This window comes from Protofrankia sp. Cas3 (genome assembly GCF_963555955.1).
In the GTDB taxonomy this organism is placed as follows: domain Bacteria; phylum Actinomycetota; class Actinomycetes; order Frankiales; family Frankiaceae; genus Protofrankia.
On record NZ_CAUVXP010000147.1, the window covers coordinates 1 to 12,416 of the forward strand.

10 protein-coding genes, 1 pseudogene and 1 riboswitch are annotated in these 12,416 nt (G+C 68.9%); of the genes and pseudogenes, 7 read left to right on the top strand and 4 right to left on the bottom strand.

Features of this window, described 5'->3' with window-relative positions:
• Window positions 1–99 precede the first annotated feature (99 nt).
• Window positions 100–1,353, top strand: coding sequence for a Glu/Leu/Phe/Val dehydrogenase (locus U9983_RS21790; protein ID WP_322755805.1), 1,254 nt, complete (start codon window positions 100–102; stop codon window positions 1,351–1,353).
• Here U9983_RS21790 and U9983_RS28040 read toward each other — a convergent pair.
• The gene (locus U9983_RS28040) at window positions 1,298–2,047 is read right to left on the bottom strand and encodes an RNHCP domain-containing protein (protein WP_416211474.1); all 750 of its coding nucleotides are present in this window, start codon (window positions 2,045–2,047) and stop codon (window positions 1,298–1,300) included. The two genes, U9983_RS21790 and U9983_RS28040, sit on opposite strands and share 56 nt — an antisense overlap.
• A 48-nt stretch (window positions 2,048–2,095) precedes the next feature.
• Between U9983_RS28040 and U9983_RS21800 the strand changes: the two genes are divergently transcribed.
• The 3 genes from U9983_RS21800 (at window position 2,096) to otsB (ending at window position 3,996) form a co-directional block, all read left to right on the top strand.
• Window positions 2,096–2,401: a DUF3263 domain-containing protein gene (locus tag U9983_RS21800; RefSeq protein ID WP_416211475.1), complete on the top strand. Its 306-nt coding sequence runs from the start codon at window positions 2,096–2,098 to the stop codon at window positions 2,399–2,401.
• Between the two features lie 9 nt (window positions 2,402–2,410).
• Window positions 2,411–3,082, top strand: coding sequence for a LytR C-terminal domain-containing protein (locus tag U9983_RS21805; protein ID WP_322755808.1), 672 nt, complete (start codon window positions 2,411–2,413; stop codon window positions 3,080–3,082).
• Between the two features lie 62 nt (window positions 3,083–3,144).
• A complete protein-coding gene (gene otsB / locus U9983_RS21810; protein WP_322755809.1) occupies window positions 3,145–3,996 on the top strand; it encodes a trehalose-phosphatase in 852 nt (283 codons plus the stop codon).
• Window positions 3,997–4,039: 43 nt separating this feature from the next.
• On the opposite strand, the gene U9983_RS21815 is transcribed toward otsB, so the two are convergent.
• On the bottom strand, window positions 4,040–5,563 hold the full coding sequence (locus U9983_RS21815) for a trehalose-6-phosphate synthase (RefSeq protein ID WP_322755810.1): 1,524 nt from the start codon (window positions 5,561–5,563) through the stop codon (window positions 4,040–4,042).
• 535 nt (window positions 5,564–6,098) lie between these two features.
• Between U9983_RS21815 and mptB the strand changes: the two genes are divergently transcribed.
• Window positions 6,099–7,622 (top strand): polyprenol phosphomannose-dependent alpha 1,6 mannosyltransferase MptB, encoded by a 1,524-nt coding sequence (gene mptB, locus U9983_RS21820; RefSeq protein WP_322755811.1) that lies wholly within the window; start codon window positions 6,099–6,101, stop codon window positions 7,620–7,622.
• Window positions 7,623–7,983: 361 nt separating this feature from the next.
• Window positions 7,984–8,721, top strand: a pseudogene (locus U9983_RS21825) (glycosyltransferase 87 family protein); the annotation flags it as partial.
• A 276-nt stretch (window positions 8,722–8,997) separates the two neighbouring features.
• On the opposite strand, the gene U9983_RS21830 reads toward U9983_RS21825, so the two are convergent.
• A complete protein-coding gene (locus tag U9983_RS21830; protein WP_322749217.1) occupies window positions 8,998–9,813 on the bottom strand; it encodes an HAD family hydrolase in 816 nt (271 codons plus the stop codon).
• Window positions 9,814–9,952: 139 nt separating this feature from the next.
• Window positions 9,953–10,951 carry a glucosyl-3-phosphoglycerate synthase gene (locus tag U9983_RS21835; RefSeq protein WP_322755812.1) on the bottom strand — a complete coding sequence of 333 codons (999 nt, stop codon included), beginning with the start codon at window positions 10,949–10,951 and terminating at the stop codon, window positions 9,953–9,955.
• 2 nt (window positions 10,952–10,953) lie between these two features.
• Window positions 10,954–11,071, top strand: a riboswitch (SAM riboswitch).
• A 9-nt stretch (window positions 11,072–11,080) separates the two neighbouring features.
• Between U9983_RS21835 and thrC the strand changes: the two genes are divergently transcribed.
• Window positions 11,081–12,358, top strand: a complete 1,278-nt coding sequence (gene thrC / locus U9983_RS21840) for a threonine synthase (protein ID WP_322755813.1) — start codon at window positions 11,081–11,083, stop codon at window positions 12,356–12,358.
• The last annotated feature ends 58 nt before the right edge of the window (window positions 12,359–12,416 follow it).

Genomic DNA, 12,416 nt, shown 5'->3' on the forward strand with positions numbered 1-12,416 from the left:
GCGCACGCCCGTGCGCCGGGCGCCCGGCCGCCCGGCCGCCCGGCGCACGGCGCACGGCGCGGTCAACGGGGACCGCGTACAACACAAGGAGATGTCTGAATGCTCGGATCTCCATCGGCGTGGGACACGGCACGGATCCAGCTGGAGAACGCCGTCCGCCACCTCGGCCTTGATGACGGCCTCCACGATCTGCTCCGGATGCCGCGTCGAGCGATCACCGTGAGTGTCCCGCTGATGCGTGACGACGGGCACCTGCTCGTCCTTTCGGGCTACCGGGTCCAGCACAACCTGGCCCGTGGACCCGCCAAGGGCGGCATCCGCTTCCACCCGTCCACCGACCTTGACGAGGTCAAGGCCCTGGCCATGTGGATGACGTGGAAGTGCGCGTTGATGGGTATCCCCTACGGCGGCGCCAAGGGCGGTATCGCCGTCGACCCGCGCCTGCTCTCCCTCTCCGAGCGGGAGCGGATGACCCGCCGTTACGCGGCCGAGCTCGTCCCGCTCATCGGACCAGAAAAGGACATTCCCGCCCCGGACGTGGGTACCGACGAACAGACCATGGCATGGATCATGGACACCTACTCGACGCACACCGGCTACACCGCACCCGGAGTCGTCACCGGCAAGCCGTTGTCGATCGGCGGATCGGCCGGGCGGGCCGGGGCGACGAGCCGGGGTGTACAGCTGGTGGCCTTCGCGGCGCTGGCCGAACACGGCCTCGACCCCTACGACGTCACCGTCGCCGTCCAGGGATTCGGCAAGGTCGGCGCACTCGCCGCGCAGTACCTCCACGACGCCGGCGCTCGGATCGTCGCGGTCTCCGACGTCAAGGGTGGCGTCTATAACCCGCAGGGGCTCAATCCGGCCGCCCTGCTCCGCCGGGTCCAGCGCGGCGGCGACACCGTCGTCGGGCACCCCGGAACCGACACGATCACCAACGCCGAGCTGCTGGAGCTCGACGTCGACCTGCTGGTGCCCGCGGCGCTGGAAGGGGTCATCACCGCGACGAACGCCGATCGGATCAAGGCGCGGATGATCGTCGAAGGTGCGAACGGCCCGATATCCGCGGACGCCGATCCGATCCTCGACGGAAACGGGGTCGTGGTCGTCCCGGACATTCTCGCCAACGGCGGCGGCGTCGCCGTCTCCTACTTCGAATGGGTACAGGACATCCAGGCCTACTTCTGGACGGAGGACCAGGTCAACGACCGGCTGTGCGACATCATGAAACGCGCCTACGGGGAGGTTTCAGCGCTGGCCACCGAGCGTGGCGTGAGCCTGCGCGCCGCCGCGCACATCATCGGGGTCGCCCGGGTCGCCGACGCGCACCGGACCCGCGGCCTCTACCCCTGACGCCACCGTCCCCGAGCCCCCCGCCGAGCCCCCCGCCGAGCTCGCCACGGCCGCGGGGCGGGGCGGACGGGCCGAACTCGGCGGCGCCCGCTGCCGACACCTTGATGATCGTCTCCATGTCGTCCGCCGGAGCCGTCCTGTTCCTGCGCTCGTGCCCACATGTCTCGCAGCGGTGCGTCAGGACGGTGTCATGGGGACGGGCCTCCACCGCAACCGGGCGCATCGGGCCGCCACACTGCGCCGCTCGATCACCGGGGTTGACGTCCACATGACGGGACCACAGGCAGCACGGACAGTGGTTGGTGTAACCGTCACCGTGGACCGGTGTCCCACAGGCGAGGCACTGGAAATCCTCGGTGGTGCGGACGAAGCGACGGGTCACCTGCCGACAGTATTGGAGCGACCGGCTATAGGGGACGCGGCGTCGCGGGGCTGGGGTGCGCTCACGACCGTTGTCCGAAATGCTCAATGAGTGATCTTCGTCATGGCACGGCCAGACCAGGCCACATCCACCAGAAGTGATCCCGCGTGTCGCCCGCCTCGGCCGAAGTTGTCGGACCCATCCTCTGAAATAGTGGGCGGCGAACCACAACCCTGTGATTCGCGGATCCCGTCCCGTCTGGAGGAGGCCATCGCCGTGGCAGTCGCCCACGTCCTGGCACCGGAGTCCGAGACCCTCGGCCCGCCGCCACATCCCATCGAGGTACCGGCCGCCGAGCCACGGGGCTCCGTCGACTCCCCGGTGTCCGCGGGCGCCGCACAGACAGATACCAAGCGCGACACAGTGGATGCTTTGAGCGATCGCCAGCGCCAGATCCTGGAGTTCGAGCGGCACTGGTGGCGTTATGCGGGCGCCAAGGAGACCGCGATCCGCGCCGAGTTCACAATCTCAGCAACCCGCTACTACCAGATACTGAACGCTCTGATCGACTCCCCCGCAGCCCTCGTCGCCGACCCCATGCTGGTCAAGCGGCTACGCCGGTTGCGGGCGACACGCCGACGGGCACGCGCCGGCGGCACCGCCCGACTCGACCCGGCTGAGATGTGAGCGCCCGCCATGACCGATACCACCGTCACGTCGCCCAGCCCGCCCCGGCCGCCCCGGCTGCGTCCCGGTGATCGACTGCACGCCATCGCGGCCGGCAGCATCGCTGTGCTCGCCGTGCTCGGCTGCATTCTCGTGGTCAATCTGGTGAACGACCCGTCCGCGGACAAATCTGCCGCGACTGCCGCTGCCGCTGCGGCAGCGGCCGCCTCGGCATCGGCACACGCCCCGGCGGCGGGCGCGTCGCCGACAGCCGCCGCTTCCGCCGCAGCGGCGGTAGCCAGGCCGGCAACCTCGGATCCATCCGCGGCGGTTACCTCGCCGTCTCCCAGGGTCACGTCCCAACCGCCGGCAGCCGCGGCACCCGCCCCGGCCGCCGCGCCGAAGCACGTCTTCATTCCGATCGTGATCCTCAACAATTCCAAGATCCCGGGGCTTGCCGATTCCGCCCGGGCACGGCTGGAAGCCGCGGGCTTCACTGTGGCACGGACCGGCAACTACCAGTCGGCGTACGACGTCCCGGAGCCGACCGTGTTCTACGACGAGGGACACCAGGATGCGGCTCAGACCGTGCTGGACCTGATTCCGGACGTGAAGCAGGCGAAGCCGAAAACCAAGAACTTCGTCGCGGACGAGCCGCTCATCCTCGTCGTAACCAAGGCTTTTTCGCCAACCGCGCCCTGACCGCCAACGGCCGCGCGGCCCTGGCTGGCGGCCCTGAGAGAACAAGTGACGGACCTGACCTCATGACTTCCACGCCCGGTTCTGGCCCGATCGCCACAGCGCCGCGGACACTGGCCGGCGGCGCAGGGCTCGCGACCCTACTCACCGACCCGCGCCGCGCGCTGATCTCCCTGGACTACGACGGCACGCTCGCACCGATCGTCGCCCGCCCATCGGACGCCGTTCCGGCGCCAGGCGCCCTGGCCGCGCTGGCGCGGATAGCCCAGCAGGTCGGATCGGTCACCATCATCACCGGGCGGCCGGTCGAAGCCCTGCTCGCCCTCGCCCGCTTCACTGAACAGCCGGGGCTCGAGTCGATGGTCATCCTCGGCCAGTACGGGCTGCAACGGTGGGACGGCGTCACCAACCGGATCACGAGCCCCGAGCCGCTGCCCGGGGTCGCGGCGGTCAGGGCCGCCCTGCCACGGCTGCTTGAGGACGCGCCCGCCGGCACCGTGGTCGAGGACAAGAAGCACGCGCTCGTCGTACATGTACGTCGCACCTCCGACCCGGAAGCCTCCCTGGCGGCTCTCACGCCCGCGTTGACCAGCCTCGCCGCAGACCACGGGCTCGAGGCTGCGCCCGGCAAACGGGTACTGGAACTGCGTCCACCCGACCACGACAAGGGGCGGGCGCTACGCGACCGGGCGGCGGAACTGGGTGCCCGGTCGGTCCTGTTCGCCGGTGACGACGTCGGCGACCTGCCGGCTTTCGACGCTGTCGACCAGCTGCGGACTACCGGGGTGCCGGGTCTGACCGTGTGCAGCGACGGCCCGGAGGTTCCAGCTCAGCTGCGGGAACAGGCAGATCTCGTCGTTCCGGGTCCGGAGGGGGTGGTCGCGCTGCTGCGCCTTCTCTCCGACCGCCTCTCCTGAAGCGTTTCCCGGTCGTCGAGCGAGCACCTTCAGGCGAGCGTGGTCAGGCGAGCAGGGCCTCGAGCTGCTCTCGAAACCACCGGTGCGGGGGAAGCCTGCTGGCGACGGCGGCGAGCCGCTCGCACCGGCCACGCCGTTCGTCCGGGGTCATCAGCAGCGCGGCGTGCATGGCGGCCGCCGTCTCGCACACGTCGAACGGATTGATCACCAGTGCATCGGCGGCCATCTCCGCGCACGCCCCGGCCTCCCGGGACAGCACCAGCGCGGCCCCGGACCTCGACAGTACGGCGCCTTCCTTGGCAACCAGGTTCATCCCGTCCCGGATCGGATTCACCACCAGGACCTCGGCGAGTGACAACGCGGCCAGCGACCGTGGATAGTCGTCGTTGACCTCGAGCCGGAGCGGCAACCAGGACGCGGTCGCGAACTCGTCCTCGATCTCCGCCACGATCCGCTGGACCGCGGCCGTGTACTCGCGGTACTCGGGAAGATCGTGGCGTGACGGGTAGGCGCAGACGAGGTGCACCACCTGGCCGCGCCACCGTGGATGCTGGCGCAGGAGCTCCCGGTACGCTTCCAGGCCGCGGACGATGTTCTTCGACAACTCGGTCCGATCCACCCGCACGATCACCCGGCGACCGGCGATCAGCTCCCCCAACTCGGCAGCGCGGGCAGTGACGTCATGTCCGTGGGCGCGCTGCGCCAGGGCTGCGCCGTCAACCCCGAGCGGGTGGACGCCGATCCGGACCACGCGGCCGCGGTATCGCAGCTGCGGCAGGCTCGTGGTGCCGGTCGTCTCGACGTCGTGGTCTGTCTCGACGCCGTGGTCTGTCTCGACGTCGTGGTCGATGACGATGTCGGCGCCGAGTATCGCCCGGGCACACCGACAGAACGCCTCGGCCCACGCGGCCGTCAGGAAGCCCAGCTGGTCTGCGCCGAGCATGCCGTCAAGGACCGCGCGGGCGACGTCATCCGGCAGCATCCGGAAGTACTCGGGCGGCGCCCACGGGGTATGGCTGAAGTGGGCGATCCGCAGATCCGGCCGGAGGCGACGCAACTGCGCAGGCGCAAGAGTCAGGTGGTAGTCCTGGATCAGTACGGCCGCGCCGGGTGCCGCCTCACGCGCCAGCGCCTCGGCGAACATCGCGTTGTAACGTTCGTAGGCCAGCCAGTCCTGCTGGAACGCCGGCCCGAAAGACGGCTGGAATGCCGGTGCATACAGAAGATGCAGGACGAACCAGAGCGTACGGTTGGCGACCGCGTTGTAGGCCCGCTCGAACACGACCCGGTCCACATCGAGCATGCACACCGCGGCGCCGCCGGTGTCATGGCCGGCGAGATCGAGCCGTCCCTGCGGGGCCAGGCGGGTGGCCCGCCGGTCGGCTTCGGTCAACGCCGCGCAGACCCACACCAGCCCACTGCCACCGGTGGTACCCCCGGACGTGGCATCGTCGCCCGCGACCGCATGCAAGCCACTGACCAGCCCGCCACCGCCGCGACGCGCGGTCAATGAACCATCATCGTCCGCAGTGAACGCCACCGGCCCGCGGTTGGAGGCAACGAGCACACGGGCCGTTCCGATAGGCGTGGAACATCCCAGTTCGTCAACCCCCGTGATATGACGCACACCCGGAGACTAGGGCATGCCTTCAAGATCTTCACCAGGCCGTCCCGCACCGGCCCGACCTGGTGCGATCACGCCTTGCCCACGCCCTACCCACACCTCATCTACACTTCGTCCACACCGGGCTGAATCCGATAAAATCTTACTATATGATAGTAAGCTATAATTCGCTATCTGCGCCACACGACAACCCTGCGACATGCCAGCAGCACCACACGACGCCAGGGCCACATGCCAGCAGCACCACACGACAGCGCCGCCGACTGACAACCCGGGGTTAACCTACTTTTCGACGGAATCAACATAAAATGTCAAATGACTGCGGTTGTCTCGTGTGCCATGCCGCGCACGCGAGCAGATGACAGAGGCAGGGTCCGGGCGGCCCTCCGCGGGCGTGATGCCGCGGGGCGGTAGCGTCCCGACCACGTACCTCCGTGAAGGCTCAAGCCGCGCGAAACCCGCCGAGCTCGGGTGGCGCATGGCCGGTGGGCATGGCGAGGCGATCTTAGCCGGGCTACTCGGGCTCGCTGGCGCATGCCTGGTCGTCGCTACGGCGGGGCGGCTCGCGCTACGCTCCGGGGTTGAGCTGCCTACCGACTGGTTCGGGTTGCTCATCCCGGTGCAGCTCGATCGTGCTTCAGCCCTGCCAGCCTTCATGATTATCGGCGTCGCGCTCCTCGTCATCGGCTGGTTGCAACTGTGCCTGCTGGCCAGAAGGGGCTCGATCTCGCTCAGCCAGACCGGGATCATCATCGCCGTCTGGTGTCTGCCCGTCGCTGTGGGTCCACCGATCCTGAGTCTGGACATATACAGCTATGTGGCGCATGGCGCCATGCTCACCGCCGATCTCAACCCGTACCGGAACGGTCCGAATATTCTGGGTAACCAACCCAGCTTGCTCGCGAGCGACCCGGTCTGGCGGATGTCCCGGGCACCCTATGGGCCATTGGCGCTCGCCCTGCTGAAGGCCGCCTATGGGCTGTCCGGCGGGACCGTGCTGGGAACGGTCCTGATCCTGAGGGCACTCGCGCTCGCCGGTGTCATCGTGATCCTCGGGTGCGTCGCGCGGGCCGCGGACCCCCGGCGACGGCCGCTGGCCCTCGCCGCCGCCGGCAGCCCGGTTGTCATCCTGCAGCTCCTCGGCGCCGTCCACCTTGAAGCGATCATGGTAGCGCTGCTCGCCGCGGGCCTGCTGGCCGCCCGGGCCGGGCGTCCGATAGCGTCCATGATGTTGCTTACCGCGGCCACCGCGGTGAAGTGGCCAGCGGCGTTCGCAATCGTGGCGGTCGCCGTGTGGCATGCGGGAACCCCCGTACCGGGCACCCGCCCGCGCAACACCGGCCCTCCCGACGCCCGCCCGCCGCATGCGCGGGCATGGGTTTGGGCACGGCTGCGGCCGGTGGCTCGGGATGTCGGCGTCGTCAGCGCATCCGGGCTGGTCCTCGTCCTGCTGATTCCAGACGGGCTCGGTTGGTTACGTTCGGCGGCGACTCCCGCCTCGGGCCTCACCCTGTACGCACCGACGGTCGGTCTTGCCGACGGGCTCGCAAGGCTGGGCGACATCGCCGACATGAAGATCCAGTTTGCGCAGGCGCTCAACCTGACCCGGACCGCCGGCATCGTGGTCACCGCCGGGGTGATGCTGCGCCTGTTGGCAACCATCCGTGCGCGGAACCTCGCCGCGACTGTCGGCTGGGGCCTACTGACGCTGGCGGTTCTCGGCCCCGTCCTGTACCCGTGGTACCTGACATGGGGGCTGATACCGCTGGCCATGGCAACCGACCGGGTCCGCCTGAGTCTGCTCGGCACGGTGTCCGCGGTTGGTGCGTTTCTCGCCCTCCCACACTGCGAACTGTTGTTCGCCAACCTACCTGGAGCCACCCCGTGGCTCCAGCGCCAGGCACCGGTTATCGCGATCAGCACACTCTTCCTTGTGCTGATCTCTGTGGTGATACTCACACGGCGCCGGGACAGCTGGTCCACGACGACCCTCAAGCGCTGACATCGGCGGGCACCGGCGCCCCGCGACGCCGGCCCCGCGCCGCCTGGCCCCGCAGGCGCTGGCATCGTCAGACGATGGGATCGTCAGGCGCTGGCATCGTCAGACTTCCCGGCAGCTGCAAGCCCCGGCACCCGCGGGTGCCGGGGAGGATCCGGTCAGGACGCCCGAACACGAGAAGGACGTCCGAACACGAGAAAGGGGGAACGGCATGCGCGCGCGCCTGAACACGGCCACGGTGCTGCTCGGCGTCGGCCTGTTCGCCCTGGTCGGCCTACTCGCGTTCGGAACCCGGATCGACCTTGCCGTGTACCGCCTGGGCGGCGACGCATTTCTGCACCATTTGCCCCTGTATGACCAGATCATGCCTGGTACCGGCCTGCCCTTTACCTACCCGCCGTTCGCCGCCGTGCTGTTCGGCCCCCTCGCCCTCCCGCCGAAGCCGGCAGCACAGGCCATCTGGGCGCTGGTCCTGCTGACCTGCCTGGCGGAGTTGACCCGCCAGGTGCTCGCCGCGGCCCGCACCGACCCGCTCGCGTCCAGGCCGGCTGCGGTTGGGATGCCGGCGGTCGGGCGGCAGGCGGCACTGGCCGTGGGCCTCCTGGCCGTGGAACCGATCCGAAGCAATCTCGCCTATGGCCAGATCAACATCCCGCTCATGCTATTGATCATTCTTGACCTGCGTCGTAGGTCCGGGCCGCTGCCCTCAGGTGTACTGATCGGCATCGCCGCGGCGGTGAAGCTCACTCCGTTGATCTTCGTTCCCTACCTCTTCGCCACGGGCAGACGCCGGGACGCGGGCATGGCCGCACTCTCCTTCAGCGCCTGCTCCGCGCTGGCGGCCCTGGCCACTCCGGCAGACTCGGCGCGGTTCTGGACCAGGCTGGCGCTCGACCCGTCCCACGTCGGCGGGATCGCGTATGCGGGCAACCAGTCGCTGTCCGGTGTGGCGACCCGCCTCGCCGGTCATGCCGTGCACGACGAGCTCTGGTTTCAGCTGGTGACGCTGAGCACAGCCGCCGCCGGGATCGGACTGGCAGTGGCGGCCACCCGCCGCCACGAGCCCCTGCTCGGCTGGACGGTATGTGGCATCACCGGGCTGCTCGTCTCACCGATCTCCTGGACCCACCACTGGCTGTGGGCACTGCCCGCGCTGGCCTGGCTGGCCGGCCCGACCGGGCCACGCGGGGGGCGGCTCGCGGCACGCGGCGGCTTTGCCCTGCTCGTCCTCGCTCCGATGTGGTGGCTGCCGTACGAGCACGACCGCGAGTACTCCTGGCACGGCTGGCAGCTGTTGGTCGGGAACTCCTACGCCATCGCGGCTGTTCTCTTTCTCCTCGCCGTCGTCGGCCACCTGGCTTCCCGGGCTGGCAGGAGATCAGACCGTGGCGGGCCGCGCGGTCGGCAGCGTCGAGCGGACCGCGCTGGCCCATCCGGAGCCGAGCGCACCATCCTCCACGACAACGTTGTCGTGGTCCGGCAACAACCCGACGAGATCGGTGTGTCGCAGCGCGTTCGCGACCAGGTGCATGCGGCCGACCTCACGGGCCATGATCAGGTCGCTGGCGGAGTCGCCGATCGCGATCGCCTGGTCCGGACGGAACCCGCGGCGGGCCAGGTCGAAAGCCACCGCGGCGCCCTTGCTGACACCCTCGGGAACGAGATGATAGACGTGCGGGACATCATCCACAGCCGGCATGCCAGCCCACGAAATGATGCCGTTGTCCCGGATGGTCAACCAGTCGAAACCCTCCGCCACGAGCCATAGGTTCACCTCGGCCACGTCGATGTTGCCCCGGAGCATGATGTCGACCTCGCGTCCGCGGTGCCAGGGTCGGTACACCTTCAGGCGTCCCGAATACCGCGCGATCAGCGCGGCAAGGAGCGAATCCGGTATCTGGTCCAGATCGGCTGGCATGGCTCCGCGCAGGACCTGGCTGTTGCGTCCATGGTCCCAGCCGACGATCGCACCGAGCTCGGCTATGAAGCCGTCTGCGCCGAAAATCGCACCGGCTTCGACCAGTTGCGACCTGGTCCGGCCGCTGACCAGCACCAACGCGATGCTCGCCCGGTGCAGGTCGATGAGGGCGCGAGCCGGATCAAGGGTGGTGGAGTGGTCCTCGTTCCGGAAGAAGCACCCGAACGGCCCGACCATGGTCCCATCAAGATCGGTGTAGACGACCCGGATGCTCATCAGCGATGTCCTCCTGCTCGTGCCGCTGGTGCTGGTGCTGGTGCTGGTGCTGGTGCTGGTGCTGGCGATCTTTCTAGGTTTGTACGCCGGAAAGCCCCTTGTTGATCTTACAAACCTCGAAAGATCGAATGTTCGGATGTCATCGCGGTCCGTCACCTGGAGCGCGCGCCGCCCAGCGAGCGGCATACTCCGGAATTGTGATCATCGGGGAACGCTCCCGCACCTCGACCCGGTGGGTGTGCGGCTCAAACCCGCCGTCGCAGCGGCGGAACTGGGTCAACGTCTGCCCCGGAGCCGGGCTGTGGACACCTAGCCGGGTCCACGCCGTCTGGATGATCTCGGCCGCCATGCGTCCGAGAGCGTCGTCGGGCTGGTGGCGATGGATCTTTCGTCCGACCTCGACCTGCGCGATCGCATCCGCGCCCGCCAGGGACAGGACGTCCACCAGCTGGGCGAACTCGACTCCGTAGCCGGAGACGAACGGCAGCCGCTCGAGCAGGACGCGGCGGCCGGCGAACTCGCCCGCGAGCGGTTGCACCAACCCGGCCAGCGCCGGCCAGTGCATGTTGAGCAGGGGGCGCGCGACGAGTTCGGTAACCCGCCCACCACCGCCGGGCAGCAGGCCGCCCGCCAGCGGCCGGTCGTAGGACGCCTTGACATAGGACACCTCCCGCTCGGTCAACAGGGGCCCCAACAGCCCGGTCACCACCTGGGTGTCGAAGTCCTCCAGGTCCGCGTCGACGAAAATCACAATATCTCCGGACGAGGCGTACAGGGACTTCCACAGAGCTTCACCCTTGCCCGCGATCCGCCCGTGGCCGGGCAGGATCCGCTCCTCGGGGATCACCACCGCACCTGCGGCGGTCGCCTCGGACGCGGTCGCGTCGACCGACCCCGGATCGATGACAATGATCTCGTCAACGAGCGGCACCCCGACAACAAGATCGCGATGGATCGCAGAAACGATCGTGCCGACCGTGGCGGCCTCGTTCAGAGCGGGCAACACCACGCTGATCGGACCCTCCTTGCGGGCCAGCAACCGGACGGGCGAGAAGTCACGCCCGTCATACGTTCGACGCTCGAACCAACGGTGCACATCACGCCGCACCCGGTCTACAGTACGGACTGACAACTTCATCCGGCTCATCCAGAGGGGCAGAGGGACCGGCCCAGTGAAGCCCCGGCAACCACCCGCATCCGTGCGAGGCAGGTGCTAATTCCGACCCGAGACGCAACGGGCTCTCGGGAAAGATGAGGAGTTTCACCCATGACAGTCGCTCCTGAGCGCCCCGCTACGATCGGTTCGCAATCCGCCAATCCGGCGGTCTCCCTAGCGTGCCGGCACTGCGGCGCCACATTCCCGCTCTCCCCGACGCACGTCTGCGTCGAGTGTTTCGCCCCGCTGGAGATTGCCTACGACGAGGCCCTGCTGCGCCGGGTCACCCGGGCTTCCATCAAGGCCGGGCCCACCAACCTGTGGCGTTATGTCGGGCTTCTTCCCGCCGGCCACGACCCGGCGCACCGGGTGTCGCTCGGAGCCGGCTGGACGCCGCTGCGCCCGGCTCCACGGCTCGCCGCGGAACTCGGAATGCGGGCACTGTGGGTCAAGGACGACAGCGCGAACCCCACCCACTCGTTCAAGGACCGGGTCGTCTCGGTGGCGCTGTCCGCCGCCCGCGAGCACGGTTTCGCCACGGTCGCCTGTGCGTCCACCGGGAACCTCGCCCAGTCCGTGGCGGCGCATGCCGCGTCCGCCGGGTTGCGCTCGGTGGTGCTGATCCCGCACGATCTCGAGGACGGCAAGACCGTGTCAACCGCCGTCTACAGCGGCACACTGGTCGCGATCGACGGCAACTACGACGACGTGAACCGCCTGTGCAGCGAACTGTCCGGCGAGTACGAGTGGGCGTTCGTCAACGTCAACGTACGGCCGTTCTACGCGGAGGGTTCCAAAACCCTCGGCTACGAGGTTGCCGAGCAGCTTGGCTGGCGGCTGCCGGAGCAGGTCGTTGTGCCCATCGCCTCCGGGTCGCTGCTGACCAAGATTGACAAGGCCTTCGGCGAGTTCGGCCGCCTCGACCTGGTGGAGCCGACGCCGTACCGGGTCTTCGGCGCGCAGGCCGAGGGCTGCAACCCGGTCGCCGCGGCCTTCGCCCGCGGGGTTGACACAGTCGCCCCGGTGAAGCCGTCGACCATCGCCAAGTCCCTGTCGATCGGCAACCCGGCGGACGGCCCGTACGCACTCGACGTCGCCCGGCGGACCGGCGGTGCGATCACCGACGTCACCGACCCCGAGATCATCGATGGCATCCGCCTGCTCGCGCGCACCGAGGGTGTCTTCGGTGAGACCGCCGGCGGCGTCACCGTCGCCTGTCTGGCGCGGCTGCTGCGCGAGGGGCTGCTTGACCCGGACGCCGAAACCGTCATCTTCAACACCGGGGACGGCCTGAAGACCCTCGACCCGCTGGTGTCGACAGGCCGGCCGACCGCGACCATCCGCCCGTCCCTGACCGCCTTCGAAGCCGCCGGCCTCGGCGACGGCTGAACGGCTGAACGGCCGTCTTTTCACCGATTCGCTCATGAGAATGCCTGTATGACAACGC